The 15,547-nt window shown below is 44.4% G+C and carries 14 protein-coding genes; 11 read left to right on the top strand and 3 right to left on the bottom strand.

Annotated features, from left to right (window positions below):
* The 7 genes from AC58P7_RS24000 (at position 1) to AC58P7_RS23970 (ending at position 7,343) form a co-directional block, all read left to right on the top strand.
* On the top strand, positions 1-1,152 hold the full coding sequence (locus AC58P7_RS24000; RefSeq protein WP_497347396.1) for a glycosyltransferase: 1,152 nt from the start codon (positions 1-3) through the stop codon (positions 1,150-1,152).
* 18 nt (positions 1,153-1,170) lie between these two features.
* Positions 1,171-2,379 carry a glycosyltransferase gene (locus tag AC58P7_RS23995; RefSeq protein ID WP_497347394.1) on the top strand — a complete coding sequence of 403 codons (1,209 nt, stop codon included), beginning with the start codon at positions 1,171-1,173 and terminating at the stop codon, positions 2,377-2,379.
* A gap of 22 nt (positions 2,380-2,401) precedes the next feature.
* Positions 2,402-3,481: an NAD-dependent epimerase/dehydratase family protein gene (locus tag AC58P7_RS23990; protein ID WP_497347392.1), complete on the top strand. Its 1,080-nt coding sequence runs from the start codon at positions 2,402-2,404 to the stop codon at positions 3,479-3,481.
* Positions 3,478-4,284 carry a WecB/TagA/CpsF family glycosyltransferase gene (locus tag AC58P7_RS23985; RefSeq protein WP_497347390.1) on the top strand — a complete coding sequence of 269 codons (807 nt, stop codon included), beginning with the start codon at positions 3,478-3,480 and terminating at the stop codon, positions 4,282-4,284. Before AC58P7_RS23990 ends, AC58P7_RS23985 begins: the two co-directional genes overlap by 4 nt.
* Before the next feature lie 29 nt (positions 4,285-4,313).
* Complete coding sequence (locus tag AC58P7_RS23980; protein ID WP_497347388.1) at positions 4,314-5,273, top strand: NAD-dependent epimerase/dehydratase family protein; 960 nt, start codon at positions 4,314-4,316, stop codon at positions 5,271-5,273.
* A gap of 37 nt (positions 5,274-5,310) precedes the next feature.
* Positions 5,311-6,717 (top strand): UDP-glucose dehydrogenase family protein, encoded by a 1,407-nt coding sequence (locus AC58P7_RS23975; RefSeq protein ID WP_497347386.1) that lies wholly within the window; start codon positions 5,311-5,313, stop codon positions 6,715-6,717.
* Positions 6,718-6,812: 95 nt separating this feature from the next.
* The gene (locus tag AC58P7_RS23970) at positions 6,813-7,343 is read left to right on the top strand and encodes a VanZ family protein (RefSeq protein WP_497347384.1); all 531 of its coding nucleotides are present in this window, start codon (positions 6,813-6,815) and stop codon (positions 7,341-7,343) included.
* Between the two features lie 58 nt (positions 7,344-7,401).
* Here the strand turns inward: AC58P7_RS23970 and AC58P7_RS23965 are convergent, their stop codons facing one another.
* The gene (locus AC58P7_RS23965; RefSeq protein ID WP_497347382.1) at positions 7,402-7,830 is read right to left on the bottom strand and encodes a DUF2621 domain-containing protein; all 429 of its coding nucleotides are present in this window, start codon (positions 7,828-7,830) and stop codon (positions 7,402-7,404) included.
* A gap of 123 nt (positions 7,831-7,953) precedes the next feature.
* Here AC58P7_RS23965 and AC58P7_RS23960 point away from each other — a divergent pair, with 123 nt between their 5' ends.
* The 4 genes from AC58P7_RS23960 to ppnP all read left to right on the top strand — a co-directional run bounded on the left by AC58P7_RS23960 (position 7,954) and on the right by ppnP (position 12,695).
* Positions 7,954-9,081, top strand: coding sequence for a deoxyribonuclease IV (locus AC58P7_RS23960; protein ID WP_497347380.1), 1,128 nt, complete (start codon positions 7,954-7,956; stop codon positions 9,079-9,081).
* Positions 9,082-9,116: 35 nt separating this feature from the next.
* Positions 9,117-10,016: a formyltetrahydrofolate deformylase gene (purU, locus tag AC58P7_RS23955; RefSeq protein ID WP_497347378.1), complete on the top strand. Its 900-nt coding sequence runs from the start codon at positions 9,117-9,119 to the stop codon at positions 10,014-10,016.
* 185 nt (positions 10,017-10,201) lie between these two features.
* Positions 10,202-12,223 carry a transketolase gene (tkt, locus tag AC58P7_RS23950; RefSeq protein ID WP_497347376.1) on the top strand — a complete coding sequence of 674 codons (2,022 nt, stop codon included), beginning with the start codon at positions 10,202-10,204 and terminating at the stop codon, positions 12,221-12,223.
* Between the two features lie 154 nt (positions 12,224-12,377).
* Entirely contained in the window at positions 12,378-12,695 is a 318-nt protein-coding gene (gene ppnP / locus AC58P7_RS23945; protein ID WP_497347374.1) for a pyrimidine/purine nucleoside phosphorylase, read from the top strand.
* Positions 12,696-13,256: 561 nt separating this feature from the next.
* Here the strand turns inward: ppnP and AC58P7_RS23940 are convergent.
* Both AC58P7_RS23940 and AC58P7_RS23935 read right to left on the bottom strand, forming a co-directional pair.
* Positions 13,257-13,922 carry a putative endonuclease domain-containing protein gene (locus AC58P7_RS23940; RefSeq protein ID WP_497347372.1) on the bottom strand — a complete coding sequence of 222 codons (666 nt, stop codon included), beginning with the start codon at positions 13,920-13,922 and terminating at the stop codon, positions 13,257-13,259.
* A gap of 206 nt (positions 13,923-14,128) precedes the next feature.
* Positions 14,129-15,520 carry an NAD(P)-binding domain-containing protein gene (locus AC58P7_RS23935; RefSeq protein WP_497347370.1) on the bottom strand — a complete coding sequence of 464 codons (1,392 nt, stop codon included), beginning with the start codon at positions 15,518-15,520 and terminating at the stop codon, positions 14,129-14,131.
* Positions 15,521-15,547: the final 27 nt, after the last annotated feature.

Here is a 15,547-nt window from a genome sequence, read left to right as displayed (position 1 = left end):
ATGAATGGAAAGAAGAATGTTGTGATTTATAAAGATCATCTACTATCACCATCTGAAACGTTTGTCAGAGCACAATCGGAGGCTCTACAAAATTTTACGCCTTACTACGTGGGCTCTAGAAAAATAAAAGGCATTAAACTTCCAAATGATCGTGTGATCGTCCTAAATGACGAGAGTGTAATAGGTTGGGGAAAAGAAACGATGTATAAACTATTAGGTAAATCGATAGGCTTCATGAATAAAATTGCCAGAATTAAACCATCTCTCATTCATGCTCACTTTGGTTTTGGAGGAGCGCTAGCATTACCACTAATGAAATCTTTAGATGTGCCATTAATTGTCACATTCCATGGGTTTGATGCTACGGTCAAGGATGAATACGCTGATTTTTATAGTCATAAGCTTTACATTCGTAAACGTAAAGAATTACAGAGGAAAGGCACTCTTTTTATAGCGGTATCCGATTTTATTAAATTAAAAATGCTGGAGCAAGGATATCCGGAGGAAAGGATCGTACGTCATTATATTGGTATTGATGTGGATTCCTTCACACCCGATGATCATGTGAGCAGGCAACCGATTGTTCTTTTTGTTGGCAGATTAGTAGAAAAGAAAGGAGCAGATTACTTAATTGAAGCTATGAGTAAAGTACAAAAAGAGTTACCTGATTGTGAACTTGTATGCATTGGAGATGGACCGCTAAGGAATCACTTAGAGGAGAAGGCTGGACGGTTATTAAGTAAATATAAATTCCTGGGCGTACAACCACCTGAGGTAGTTCGGGAATGGATGAATAAAGCGATGGTATTCTCAGTTCCAAGCGTGATAGCGGATAATGGAGACGCAGAGGGGTTTGGAATGGTGTTTGCAGAGGCTAATGCGATGGGACTGCCGGTTGTTAGTTTTGCTACAGGAGGAATTTCAGAGGCGGTTTCACATGGTGAAACTGGGTTTCTAGCTCCCGAAAAGGATATCTATTTGCTCGCAACATATATTAAAATCTTATTACAAGAGAAAAGTATTTGGGAGGATTTTAGCGAACAAGGAAAAGCAAGAGTTCAACGATTGTTTAATATAGAAAAGCAAAATACGGAGCTCGAAGCCTTATATGAGGATATTATCCAAAACTATCGCTCAATTAAAATTAGTTAGGAAGGGCATGGGGTATCAATGAAAGCAAAGATCTTATATTTTCATGTCACTGGCGATCTGTATGGTTCTAGTAGGTCGCTCTTATCTGTAGTCAAGGGTCTTGATAAGGATAAGTACGAATCGATCGTTATTGTACCTGAAGATGGAGAACTGGTTAGCGAACTAGAAGATCTTGGAGCGAAAGTTTGGATTAAGGATGATCTTTTGATTTTAAGAAGAAAGACATTTGTGAATATTGTAAGTTTACTCATGTTTGTTATTCATTTCTTCCTGTCGATACCAAAGTTATATCGGCTATTAAAGCATGAGAAGGTCAGTCTTATTCATAGTAATTCAGCCATTATCATGACTGGAGCCATCGTAGCCAAACTGCTGAGAGTTCCACATATATGGCATATACGAGAGGTATTTGATGATTTCCCAAGGCTGCTTTGGAGAATATATCGATACCTCATTTTTCATTTATCCACGAGAGTAATTTGTATCTCAACCGATGTTAGAAAGAGGTTTGAGCATTACCAAAGCCAAGATAAACTCGTTACTATTTTCAATGGGATTGAAGAAGACTATATCTCTTATTCGGGTCAGAGCATGGATCGCATGGAAATGCGTGAAAGGCTACAGATTCCTCAAGATGCTGTAGTCGTTGGCAATGTAGCTCGAATCAGTAAATGGAAAGGTCAAGATTTGCTGATTAAATCGTTCGCAGCTTGTCAGAAACCTGTGAACACGTATTTAGTTTTGGCTGGCGATTGTTTTCCTGGCAATGAACATGTTTTGGAAGAACTCAAACTTCTTGTGAGAGATTTACATATGGAAGATCGAGTCGTTTTTACTGGATTTATTAAGGATAGTCGTACATTATATGCCGCAATAGATATCTTCGTCTTAGCCTCCACCACGCCAGAGCCTTTCGGCAGAGTACTAATTGAGGCAATGTATTGTGGTCTTCCGTCAATTGCAACCAATTGGGGAGGTCCCGTTGATATTATTACGCATGGGGAAGACGGACTATTGGTAAATGCTAACGAGTTGGAGATGCGCCGAGGAATAGAACTGCTATTAGCTGATAACATCAAGATGAAGCAGTTAGGTATTAGCGCAACAGAGACCATAAGAGCCAAGTTTCTAGTTCAAAATACGGTAAATACAATTAAGATTGAATATCAAAAATTATTATTAAAAAAAGGCGCGAATCATGAGGAGCGGCAGATCTTTGTCAGCTAAATTAAAGGAGAGTGTTGAGCATATGTCCATCGTTATAATCACAGGTTCCGCTGGTTTGATTGGTTCAGAGGCTACTGAATTCTATGCTAGTTTAGGTTATATGGTGGTTGGCATTGACAATAATATGCGAGAAACATTTTTTGGAGCAGAGGGTTCCACATTATGGAATCGTCAGCGGTTAGAAGGCATGTTGGGAGCGAATTACAAACATCATACGATTGATATTCGCAATGCAGAACAGCTCAATAGCTTATTTAGTCTGTATGGGAATGATATTTCTTTAATTATTCATACCGCTGCGCAGCCTTCGCATGATTGGGCAGCCAAAGACCCCTTCGTGGATTTCGGGGTCAATGCAAACGGAACGTTAAACCTGCTTGAGGCGATGAGGCATCATTGTCCTGAAGCTGTTTTTATTTTCACATCAACGAACAAAGTATACGGTGATCGACCTAACACACTTCCTCTTATTGAATTGGCCTCTCGGTGGGAAATTGATCCTGAACATTCATTTAAGAATGGCATTTCAGAAGAAATGAGCGTGGACCAAAGTATGCATTCCCTATTTGGTGCATCCAAGCTTGCAGCGGATGTGCTAGTGCAAGAATATGGCCGATATTTTAACTTCAAAACCGTGTGTTTCCGTGGTGGTGTATTAAGTGGCTCCAAGCAATCTGGCGTGCAGCTGCATGGTTTTATTAATTATTTGATGAGATGTGCCATAACGGGTACTCCGTACACCATTTTTGGTTATGAAGGTAAACAGGTAAGAGACGTCATTCATTCTAGTGATGTGATTTCAGCCTTTCATGCATTCTATTCAAATCCAAGAAGAGGCGGGGAGGTATACAACCTAGGAGGGGGGAGAGACTCCAATGTTTCTATGCTCGAGGCCATCCAAATCTCCCAGGAAATTACCGGCAGGGAGTTCGTTTATACGTATTCAGACGTAGCCCGAGCTGGTGATCACCAATGGTATGTGTCCGATTTGGCAAAGTTTAAAGCGCATTTCCCAGATTGGAAGCAATCGTACAACAACATCAGATTAATTATGGAAGGGATATTTGAAGAAAATAAAGACCGCTGGAGCGTAGCTATATGATTAATAAAGGGAAATATTCGATCTGTGGCGTGAATATAGCTGCCGTTGACTATGACTCCGCCGTACAGTTAATTACAAATGCTGCCCATCAAAATAAACCGTTCGCTGTGTCCGCATTAGCCGTTCATGGCGTTATGACGGGTTATCTGGATGCTGAACATCGACGTAGATTAAATGGTTTAGACTTAGTTGTCCCCGATGGCCAACCGGTTAAATGGGGGTTGAACTTCCTATATAAAACGGGGCTCAAAGAACGTGTGTATGGTCCTGAATTGACATTACGGGTTGCAGAAGCGGCTGCCAAACATAAACTATCTATTTATTTGTATGGTAGCAAGCTGGAGACACTCCAATTATTTGAGAAGAATTTGAAAGAAAAATTTAAAGGATTACATATAGCAGGAAAGGAGCCCTCTAAATTCAGAAACCTAACGTCTGATGAGAAATCAGAGGTTGTGAGTCGTATTAAAGCGAGTGGTGCCCACCTTGTATTCGTTGGTCTGGGTTGCCCTAGACAGGAGGTGTGGGCTTTCGAGTATAGGGATTTGCTAGGTATGCCGTTGTTGGCGGTAGGTGCAGCCTTTGACTTTCATGCAGGCACGCTAAAGCAAGCCCCGTCTTGGATGCAAAAAAGAGGACTCGAATGGTTTTACCGATTGATGCAGGAGCCTAAACGCCTTTGGAAGAGATATATGTATTTGAATCCTTTATACGTATTCACCCTATTGGGGGAGCTTACAGGGGTTAGAAAGATTCCGGTACTGTTTCCTACGGGTAGAGAACGTGAACAATCGTTTGGGTAGTTATCTCACAAATAGGAGGTACGTTATCAATGAGTAAAATCATTATTACGGGTGCAGCTGGCTTCTTGGGTTCACACTTAACGAAAGAATTACTTGGTCAGGGTCATCAAGTTGTCGGTGTTGACAACCTGATTACAGGGAGAATATCAAATTTAGATGAGATCAAGGATCATCCGAATTTTAGGTTTATTGAATTCGACGTGTCCGATACATCTATCATCGATTTGGAGGGCGTCCAAGAAGCGGATGAAATCTATCATCTAGCATCGCCTGCGTCACCTAAGCTTTATCAGGCGTCGTCGATTGAAACCATTTATGTCAATACAATAGGCACTCAAAATATGCTAGAACTAGCGAAAATATATAATTCCAAAGTTCTATATGCGAGTACAAGTGAAGCCTATGGCGATCCTGAGGTACATCCACAGCCTGAAGAATATCGTGGCAATGTGAATACGTGGGGGCCACGGGCTTGTTACGATGAGGCCAAAAGACTTGGGGAAGTGTTCTGCTACGAGTACAATCGCTTATATCAAATTCGTACCAAAGTTGTTCGTTTGTTCAATACGTACTCAGCTGGACTGCGAAATGATGATGGAAGGGTTATTTCGAATTTTGTAACGCAAGCCCTAACGGGTAGGGATATTACGGTGTACGGGGATGGCAGTCAGACGCGCTCATTCTGCTATGTCGATGATACGATCAGAGCGCTCATCCGAATGATGGAGCTCGATGCTGCGACGGGGCAAATCATTAATATTGGAAATCCAATCGAACATGCTGTGTTAGATGTAGCCCTTTTAGTGAAACATTTGACGAACACCACAAGCAAGATTACATTCCATGAACTCCCTGAAGATGATCCTAAAGTAAGAAGACCTGTGATTAACAGAGCGACAGAGATTTTGGGGTGGAATCCTGAAATTTCGCTTGAAGAAGGTCTAAGGAGAACGATTTATTCCTATCAAGAGAAGCTGGCGCTGATCTAGTACAAAATAGGTATAGAGAGACTAGGAGGGAACATATATGAATGTAGTATGTATCGGATCGGGATATGTTGGAAGTGTGACAGGGGCGGCTTTTGCTGTGCTAGGGCACCATACCACGGTGCTGGATATTGACCAGAATAAAGTAGATCAGATGAACGCTGGCAAAAGTCCTATTTTTGAACCAGGGCTGGATCATTTAATTGAGAACTATATCGGACGAACCTTATTTGCAACAACCGACTATGGGGTCATCTATCAGGCAGATGTTGTATTTATTGGTGTGGGTACTCCCTCCAAGTTAGATGGAACGGCCGATTTAACATACATTAGACTTGCCGCACAAAGTATTGGGCGTCATTTAAATCCCAATAAGTTCACGGTGATTATTAATAAATCAACGGTTCCTGTCGGAACAGCTGATCTTGTCGCTTCAATTATTGAAGAAGCATCTGGTTTAAAAGTAAATACGCATTTTGCAATGGCGAGCAATCCTGAGTTTTTAAGGGAAGGCTACGCATTGGAGGATGTATTTTTCCCAGATCGCATTGTCATTGGAACAGAGAACGCCAATTCAAAGAAAGTGATGAAAGAGCTCTACTTTAATTTGCTGAACAGAGTGCAGTATGAAGAAAAGTCACTTGATTTTCAATTCGCTCACAACCCGAATGTAGCTTTACCAACTTATTATGAAACGGACATCAAAAGCGCTGAGATGATTAAGTATGCATCCAACGCATTTTTGGCTGTGAAAATTAGCTATATCAATGAAATAGCGCGACTTTGTGAAACGTTAGGAGCGAATGTTACGGAAGTAGCGGCAGGAATGGGGATGGACTCTAGGATTGGATCTAAATTCTTACAGGTTTCTAGCGGGTGGAGTGGAAGCTGCTTTCCGAAAGACACGGCTGAATTATTAGCTACCAGTCATAAATATAGTTGTGAACTAACTGTCGTTCAAGCGGCAGTGAACTCGAATCAACAAATGCATGACTACGTTGTTGACAAAATCAAACGGAAATTAAAGACATTGACTGGAAAAAATATCGGAATCTTAGGTCTTACATTCAAGCCAAATACGGATGACGCGCGTAAAACGCAAGCCTCAGTCATCATTAAAGAGCTGATAGATGCTGGTGCCAGAGTAAAGGCGCATGATCCCCACGGGATGACGATGTTCCAGCAATTGAATGCTGGCTTAGACGTGCAATACGTTGCTAGTGCAATGGACGTTATGCATAACGTTGATGCGGTTATTTTATTAACACATTGGGATGAATATTTGTATTTGGATTGGTCACTTGCCAAAATGAGCATGCGAAGTCCATATGTACTTGATACTAGAAATGTATTAAAGCAAGGATTATTACAGAAATTAGGTTTTGACTACGAAGGATTAGGGATTAGCTCATCAAGAAATAAAACCCAAGAATTTGTAAGGACTTGATTACTAATTCATGTTCAACAGCTTCCCTTGTCTACTCATTAGGCTAGGGAAGCTTTTTTTGCATTATTTTGATTATGTGAATGAGAGGGATAACCATGTCCGTCCAAATAAACCTTAACACATTCGTACGGTATGTGCTTCCCATGCTGATTTGGTGTGGGGTTATTTTCGGTTTATCATCGCAGACGCACCAAGAACAGGATATTAGACCTTTGATCCATAAGGAAATATCGGAACAAACGATTAAGGCGTATTTTTCAGATACAAGCTTTCACTACGGAGCACAGAGTATTAGTGTAAAAGCAAGTGGAGCCTTTGGCTTTATCGAGTTTTTTATACGTAAATTCGCTCATCTACTTATTTACGGTGTGCTAGGAGTCCTAGTAGCGCGTTTATCTAAACAAAAGAGTACATGGCACATAGGCGGGAGTTTTCTCTATTCCGTGCTCCTATGCATGGTATATGCATCTACGGATGAATACCATCAAAGCTTTGTTCCAGGACGCACCGCAGTGATATCAGACGTATTTTTAGATACGGTGGGCGCGACGGTCGGTATTCTATTTTATTTTTTTATTTTACAAATATTTACATTTTTTAAAGGTAGGAAACAATTGACTCCTTGAATTGTTTGCAAGAAGAAACACGCCCACCAGACTCTAGACTCTGGAGGACGTGTTATTGTTAACTCAACAAATGCTTATACGCACTATAATCAATCTCCTGCTTCTCCAGAAAGCTCGTCAAACTCCGATAATCACGCTTCGGCGTCGCAAGAATATATCCCTCAATGCAATGATCTCGTGTCACTTCCTCGGCGTTTGCCTCTAAAGCGACTTGTCCAATTCGCGCAGCAATCGAATGCTTGGCAATATCTCGGAAGGCTGTTGGTACAGGTGAAACCAATTGATCCAAGAAAGCCTTGGAATCCTCTGTCCATAGATGCCGTGAGCTGTCTACGTAATGATTCTGCCAATCGAGCTTCGACTTGCCGTCCTCTTTGGGAAGAACCTTAAGAAACTTGCGAAACATGAAGTATCCGCCTACAGACATGAAGAAAAGCAGGACGCATACCCAGAAAATGATGAACCACATGAAAAAATCATTCGACATTTATTTGTCACCCCACTCATTTACATCCAATCATTGATAAGAATTATACCTTATTTCTAGATTTCTTGCGACAATACGAGTAAAATAGGAGGGTAGCAGTTACCTATAAAGGAGTTATGAACTATGCCCAAAATTGGATCACACGTTTCTTTCTCAGATAAAGGTTTATTAAATGCAGCAGAAGAAGCTGTTTCTTATGGATCATCCACGTTTATGATATACACAGGCGCACCGCAGAATACGCGTCGTAAGCCGATTGAAGAGCAGTATATTGAAGAAGGTAAAGCTGTGATGGACAAGCATGCGATGAATGAAATCGTTGTCCACGCACCATACATTATCAATCTGGGTTCTTATAAGGAAGATACCTTTGAGCTCGCTGTTCGTTTCTTACAAGAAGAAATCCGTCGGACGGATTATATTGGGGTACGCAATATCGTCCTTCATCCAGGTGCTTACACGGACAAGGATGCCGACTATGGGATTGCCAGAATTGCAGATGGCTTGAATGAAGTGCTTGCTGGGGTCAAAGATACGAACGTTAACATTGCTTTGGAAACGATGGCTGGTAAGGGAACGGAAATCGGTCGCAGCTTTGAAGAAATAGCGGAAATCATGGAGCGCGTGGAGTTCAACAATAAGTTGACGGTCTGCATGGATACTTGCCATATTCATGATGCGGGCTATGATATTGTGAATGATTTGGACGGGGTTCTGCATCATTTTGATCGCACGATTGGATTGGAAAAGCTAGGCGTTATCCACTTGAATGACAGTAAAAACCCGCGCGGAGCAAGCAAGGATCGCCATGCACCACTTGGTTCAGGCTGGATAGGCTTTGAAGCGATGAACAACATTGCGAACCATGAGAAATTGCAGCACTTGCCGATGATTCTAGAGACACCATGGATTGGAAAAGAAGACAAAACACAGCGCCCGATGTATGAAGCGGAAATTGCGTTGCTTTCCGGTAACCTAAGTGGACGTTTCGGTGGCGAGTTCCTGGATCATGTGGAGCGAATTGACTTTTTGCTAACTAAAAAAGATATTCACTACCGCGACTTCGTTCTCAAGACTTGGGAACTGCTCAAAAATGATGCCAAAGCGAAGAAAGCGGACGGACGCGAGCCGTTGGAGCGCTTATACGATATTCTTCATGAAGAACAACTTTTCGCAGATCTTAGCGAAGAACAAATCAACCAACGATTAATTGTCTGGCTTGCAGGCAATGACATCTTGAAGAAAGCTTAGCCTACACTCAGACAGAAATCGCCAGGGGGATAAACATGGAAACGGGAACCACGAATAACTCACTTCGCCGGGAGAGCGAAATGATCAATAGAGCACGAATGCTGATTTCTTGCCCGGATCAGCCGGGGATTGTTGCAGCAGTATCACAATTTTTATTTGAATATGGCGCAAATATCGTCCAATCCGATCAATACACAATGGATCCAGAGGGCGGAATGTTTTTCATACGGATTGAGTTCGATTTAGCTGAGTTGGAAAGTCGAGTGGAGAAATTAAGAACGGATTTCTCGATCGTTGCGGAGAAGTTCTCGATGGACTGGAGCCTTTCACAGGCAAGTCAGAAGAAGCGAATTGCGATCTTCGTATCGAAAGAAGACCATGCATTGCTTGAGCTGTTATGGCATTGGCGTGCAGGTGATCTCAACGCGGATATCGCGATGGTCATCTCGAATCATAATGATATGAGATCTCTTGTTGAACCGTTCGGGATTCCTTTTCACCACATTCCAGTTACCGCGGCAACCAAAGCAGAGGCGGAGCAACGCCAGCTAGAAGTGATTGGCGATGGCGTCGATGCCATCGTGCTCGCTCGCTATATGCAGATCGTTTCACCTTCGTTCATCAAGCATTATGCGAATCGCATTATTAATATCCACCACTCCTTCCTTCCTGCATTTGTAGGTGGAAAGCCGTATGCGCAAGCGCATAACCGTGGTGTGAAAATTATTGGGGCTACTGCACACTATGTGACAGATGAATTAGATGGCGGACCGATTATTGAGCAGGACGTTCAGCGTGTAAGCCATAGGGATAATGTCGAAGATTTGAAAAGAATCGGTCGCCACATTGAACGAATTGTACTTGCAAGAGCAGTAGCTTGGCATGTAGAAGATCGGATTATCGTTCACAACAATAAGACGGTTGTTTTTAATTAATACGAAGAGGCTGTGTCCGATTATGGGTACAGCCTATTTATATATAGGAGAGAAGTATAACGTTTTAACGGGTTATTGTGGCAAAGCCTTAAAGCAAATGGTACAATAATGCAAGCGAGAAAAGCCACTTGTATGTACAAGTTGCGAACAGACGAAAATACAGAAATAATGGAGGGAATTCTCGAATGACTGCAACAACGAAAACAATTGAACAATTGGCCGTCGACACGATCCGTACACTCGGTATCGACGCGGTTGAGAAAGCAAAATCAGGCCACCCAGGTATGGTTATGGGAGCTGCACCAATGGCTTACGTCTTGTGGAAGCAGCATATGAAACACAATCCTTCGAATCCAAAATGGGTGAACCGTGACCGTTTTGTTCTATCTGCTGGACACGGCTCCATGCTTCTATACAGCTTGCTTCACTTATGTGGATATGATCTGCCAATGGAAGAGATCAAGAACTTCCGCCAATGGGGAAGTAAAACCCCTGGTCACCCAGAGTACGGTCACACTGCAGGTGTAGACGCTACGACGGGTCCTCTTGGGCAAGGAGTTGGTATGGCTGTAGGTATGGCGATGGCTGAAGCGCATTTGAGAGAGACGTACAACAAAGAAAACTTCCCAGTTATCGATCACTACACGTACGCGATTTGCGGCGATGGCGATATGATGGAAGGCGTTTCCTCAGAAGCGGTTTCCCTAGCAGCTCACTTGAAATTGGGCAAATTGATCATGATGTACGATTCTAATGATATCTCGCTTGATGGCGAATTGAATATGGCGTTTTCTGAAAATGTGCAAGCACGCTTCGAAGCTTACGGCTGGCAAGTATTGCGCGTAGAAGAGCAAAACGATCTTGCAGCAATCTCCAAAGCAATTGCAGAAGCGAAAGCTGACACAACGCGTCCTACGTTGATTGAAGTGAAAACGACAATTGGTTTCGGTAGCCCGAACAAAGGTGGTAAAGGTGGCCACGTTGGACCACACGGTTCACCACTTGGCGGCGACGAAGTGAAATTGACGAAACAAGCTTACGGCTGGCCGGAAGAGCCGGATTTCTTGGTTCCAGATGAAGTTCGTGCGCACTATGCTGAAATTCAAAAAGAAGGTTCTGCAGCTGAAGAAGCTTGGAGCCAATTGTTGAATGATTACATCAAAGCTTACCCGGAGCTTGGTAACCAATTCAGCGCTGCTGTCAATGGCGAACTGCCAGCTGGTTGGGATGCTGATCTTCCGAAATACACAACAGAAGACAAACCGATGGCTACACGTGTAGCTTCTGGTAATGCGATCAATGCTGTTGCAGGCAAATTGCCACAACTCATTGGGGGTTCCGCGGATCTAGCGAGCTCTAATAATACGATGATCAAAGGCGAATCCAACTACAGCGCTAGCAACTATGCTGGCCGCAACGTATGGTTCGGTGTTCGTGAGTTTGGTATGGGTACAGCGATGAACGGTATGGCTCTTCATGGTGGGGTCAAAGTATACGGAGCAACTTTCTTCGTATTCTCCGACTACCTGCGTGCATCCATCCGCCTTGCAGCTCTTATGCAGCTTCCTGTTATTTATGTGCTAACGCATGATAGCATCGCGGTTGGTGAAGATGGACCGACGCATGAGCCGATCGAACAATTGCCGGCACTTCGCGTTATTCCGGGCATCACAGTGATCCGTCCTGCTGACGGTAATGAGACCTCTGAAGCTTGGCGTTATGCAATTTCCGAAGCTAAAGGACCGGTAGCGCTTGTATTGACTCGTCAAAACTTGCCGATTCTTGAAGGTACGGTTGAAGGAGCAAAAGCGAACCTAAGCAAAGGCGGATACGTGGTATCCGACGCTGCAAACGGTAAACCGGATGCTCAAATCCTGGCAACGGGTTCTGAAGTTCAACTAGCTGTCGCTGCTCAAAAATTGCTGCAAGCCGAAGGCATCAACGTTCGCGTTGTCAGCTTACCGAGCTTGGAGTTGTTCGAGAAACAATCCAAAGCGTACAAAGATTCCGTTATCTTACCTGAAGTGAAGAAGCGTCTTGCTGTTGAGATGGCTTATCCGCTTGGCTGGGAGCGTTATACTGGCGACGAAGGTTCAATTTTGGGTATCTCCACATTCGGAGCATCCGCGCCAGGAGATACGGTTCTGAAAGAATACGGCTTCTCACCTGAGAATGTAGTTGCACGCGTGAAAGCTTTATTAGGCTAAAAGAGGAGCAGAGGCTCACCAAATTGAGCTTCTGCTAGCTATATGAAGTACATCCACAACACGGGGATTGTTGACGCACGTATCTAGCGTCCAATAATCCCACCATGTGGGCTTGCGATTATTCGTAGTCATTTTAGAGGAGGAAATACTGATCATGTCCAGCTTTGAAAATGTAACCGTACTTACGAAAGCCAATGTTTATTTCGATGGAAAAGTAACGAGCCGCACTGTGCAATTCGCAGATGGCACGAAGAAAACACTCGGCATTCTGCTTCCAGGCGAATATGAATTCGGAACAGATGTGAAAGAAATTATGGAAATCCAAGCGGGTGAGCTGAACGTATTGCTTCCAGGCAGCACGGAGTGGATTACCATCAATGGTCAAGGTGAATTCACCGTGCCAGCTAACGCGAAATTTAAGCTCGAAGTGAAAACAGTGAGCGACTATATTTGCTCTTATATCAGCGAGTAATCGGTGATTGTGAAAATGGCTCCCGTAATTCCCTCGGTGTTAGGACCGAGGGAATTACGGGAGTTTTTTTTGTATGTTGGGGAAGTGGGGAAGAGCGTACGAGTGCTTTCTCGTGTAGCATTTCATCTGCAGCACGCATGCCCTTTGCCCCGCGGCTAGTTAGCATCAACCTCCGCCAGCACTCCAACTGGCGAGAGAAGTGCCCAATAAGAGTGGTGAACCACTCTTATTCCGCCCTAAGCCGCGTGAAACGCGGAAATAAGAGCGGTCGACCGCTCTTAAAGTGCTCGCCAGCACTCCAACTGGCGAGAGAAGTGCCCAATAAGAGTGGTGAACCACTCTTATTCCGCCCTAAGCCGCGTGAAACGCGGAAATAAGAGCGGTCGACCGCTCTTAAAGTGCTCGCCAGCGCTCGAACTGGCGAGAGAAGTGCCCAATAAGAGTGGTGAACCACTCTTATTCCGCCCTAAGCCGCGTGAAACGCGGAAATAAGAGCGGTCGACCGCTCTTAAAGTGCTCCGCCAGCGCTCCAACTGGCGAGCAGACTGCTCCCCGAGCTACCTACAACAAATACGGCTCTGCCGACGTATTAAGCACATAAGCTCTGACGCGCCGCTCCCCACTCGCCGGGCGAAGCAATCCTTTCGTGTGGAGCCGCCTCAACCAAACACGAGCCGACTCTGGTCGTATGCCTAGAAGTTCGGCTACACTCCCTGTTTTAATCGGCTCCGTCCCCATAGCTGCCAGCCTTATGATTTCTTTTTCCTGATACACTAGGGAAAAAGAATGATTACTTTCGCCATACCAGCGCCCAAGCATGTGCAGAATCATTTGCTGACAGCGGCGCTTTTTATGCGTCAGATCATCGTAGGAAAATCGGATGATTTTCCAGCCATCTAAGATAAGCTGATTTTGCCTCATCAGATTGTCAGCAAAGCGTCCACGATCAATGTCTCTCGCATGGGGGCCGAATCCATCCATTTCGAAACCGATTCGATATGGCGGACGAAGATAGGCAAAATCGACGAAACGTGTGCCATCTTGAAAGTCTTTGACCTCATATTCTGGGTGCAAATGCTGAAAGTGCCCAACAATCGGCCACCACACCCCCTCAAGAAATAATTTCTCCGCATGCCCATGTCCCTCGTGGAGTCTCCTTAACCGTTCGCCCGATCGTCTCGTTTGATGCCATTGCAGAAATGCTTCATATCCCACTTGAAATTCCATCCAACAACCTACCTCCTCAAATATAGAAAAAACCGCCTCTCCCATTTCTAGGAAAGACGGTGTGCTTCACACGTCATTATGTACAAGATGTATGGTGACTTCATAGTTCTCGCTTGAGACCTTATCGCTTATCTGTTACTAAACGCCAGCGTAAGACTGGTCTTACGTCATCCTAGTCGTTCGCGATCATGGTCTGGCATGCTTCCCTAAACCACACTCGCAATATGGTCCTCAATATATTGCTCCAACTTAATCCGCACATACGGCGGCAAGCCTGACAGCATACAACCATACCGGAAACTGCGACCTTCCGTCACAATACGAATCACGCGGCCCGTGATTGGCGGCAATCCTGCTTCCTGCGGGAAGTGGATGACAACGAACATATCCGGAGCCAGCAGCACATTGGTTGTAATCTGCAGTCCGCTTTCGGATAAATCAAAGAGGGTACCGTCAATGTTTTGGCCGGAGAAAGAGCCTTCTTGCTCCCATTGATAAATAGAAAGCTTCAGGTTAATATCCAGCTGCACACGTGTGTTCTTACGGCGTTCACGACCAGAGAGCGGTGAAGCCGACTTCGGTACTTCCACAGTAGGCTCGCTAGGCTTTACAACCTCCTGCCCCATCCACTCCTCGTAGCACTTAATGACAGCGCTAAGATCCTCTTCACCTAAGCCCTTGCTTAGGCCGATTTGAAACAGATTGGTAGCTGATTGCAGCATAGGGGTCGGCAACTGGAATTTACTAGTGATCTCCTGCGCGAGCAGTAAATCCTTCAACATCAGCTTCAAGGAAAATTGATTGCTGAAATCACGATCCAGAATCTTATCGCCTTTGAGCTCGACTTGCTTGCTATTCGCTCCGCCGGAGCGGACGATTTCTAAGAATTGGCCAGGGTGAATACCAGCTTTGGTTGCAATAGATAAGCCTTCAGCAAGCCCTGCCAAGTTAATGCCTACCATCGTGTTGTGAGCTAACTTCGCATAAGAGCCAGAGCCGCTCGGTCCGAGGTAAAGTGCTTTGCTGCCTAGTACGTAGAACAAGTCTTGGTGCTCCTCAAAAACTTCTTGATTGCCGCCGACCATGAACGTAAGCGTACCTGCTTCAGCAGCTGGCTTCGTGCCTGTCACAGGTGCGTCGAGGAAGTCGACGAAGTGTGCCGCGAGCTCTTCCGCGAGCTTTTGACTTGTTTGGGGAGATACGGTGCTGGAGTCAATAATGGTGAGTGCTGGGTGGATCCCGCTCAGAATGCCCTGCTCACTGTAAAATGTTTCGAGAAGCGCAGCGTCATTGCTGAGCATCGTAAATAAGACATCTGAGTTACGAGCTACTTCTGCAGGAGAGAAGCCAACTTCAGCGCCCAATTCTTCAAGCTCGTCCGTTTTTCCAGCAGTGCGATTATACACCGTTACCATAAACCCTTTTTTAATCAGGTTAGCAGCCATGTGCTTACCCATTGTGCCAAGTCCAATAAAGCCGATACGTTTCATGTCCTTCACCTCTGACTTCATTTTAACATGGGAATTAATGCCTGTGAATTCCTTTATAGTGATCTTTGGCCCTCCGACCAAAGTCTCTCCGCTTATGCGATCGCTCATCGTTGAATGTCATTCAATATAGGATCG

The sequence above is a fragment of the Paenibacillus sp. J22FR5 genome, assembly GCF_059691975.1.
Note: the sequence above shows the minus strand (reverse complement) of the source record. Positions and strands in the feature narration are given on the sequence as shown.

What these genes read in the sequence shown, in the direction of transcription:
- AC58P7_RS23980 (WP_497347388.1), top strand. Translation starts at nt 4,314, where the DNA reads ATGAGTAAAATCATTATTACGGGTGCAGCTGGCTTCTTGGGTTCACAC.
- tkt (WP_497347376.1), top strand. Translation starts at nt 10,202, where the DNA reads ATGACTGCAACAACGAAAACAATTGAACAATTGGCCGTCGACACGATC.
- purU (WP_497347378.1), top strand. Translation starts at nt 9,117, where the DNA reads ATGGAAACGGGAACCACGAATAACTCACTTCGCCGGGAGAGCGAAATG.
- AC58P7_RS23940 (WP_497347372.1), bottom strand. Translation starts at nt 13,922, where the DNA reads ATGGAATTTCAAGTGGGATATGAAGCATTTCTGCAATGGCATCAAACG.
- AC58P7_RS23965 (WP_497347382.1), bottom strand. Translation starts at nt 7,830, where the DNA reads ATGTCGAATGATTTTTTCATGTGGTTCATCATTTTCTGGGTATGCGTC.
- AC58P7_RS23975 (WP_497347386.1), top strand. Translation starts at nt 5,311, where the DNA reads ATGAATGTAGTATGTATCGGATCGGGATATGTTGGAAGTGTGACAGGG.
- ppnP (WP_497347374.1), top strand. Translation starts at nt 12,378, where the DNA reads ATGTCCAGCTTTGAAAATGTAACCGTACTTACGAAAGCCAATGTTTAT.
- AC58P7_RS23985 (WP_497347390.1), top strand. Translation starts at nt 3,478, where the DNA reads ATGATTAATAAAGGGAAATATTCGATCTGTGGCGTGAATATAGCTGCC.
- AC58P7_RS24000 (WP_497347396.1), top strand. Translation starts at nt 1, where the DNA reads ATGAATGGAAAGAAGAATGTTGTGATTTATAAAGATCATCTACTATCA.
- AC58P7_RS23960 (WP_497347380.1), top strand. Translation starts at nt 7,954, where the DNA reads ATGCCCAAAATTGGATCACACGTTTCTTTCTCAGATAAAGGTTTATTA.
- AC58P7_RS23995 (WP_497347394.1), top strand. Translation starts at nt 1,171, where the DNA reads ATGAAAGCAAAGATCTTATATTTTCATGTCACTGGCGATCTGTATGGT.
- AC58P7_RS23935 (WP_497347370.1), bottom strand. Translation starts at nt 15,520, where the DNA reads ATGAGCGATCGCATAAGCGGAGAGACTTTGGTCGGAGGGCCAAAGATC.
- AC58P7_RS23970 (WP_497347384.1), top strand. Translation starts at nt 6,813, where the DNA reads ATGTCCGTCCAAATAAACCTTAACACATTCGTACGGTATGTGCTTCCC.
- AC58P7_RS23990 (WP_497347392.1), top strand. Translation starts at nt 2,402, where the DNA reads ATGTCCATCGTTATAATCACAGGTTCCGCTGGTTTGATTGGTTCAGAG.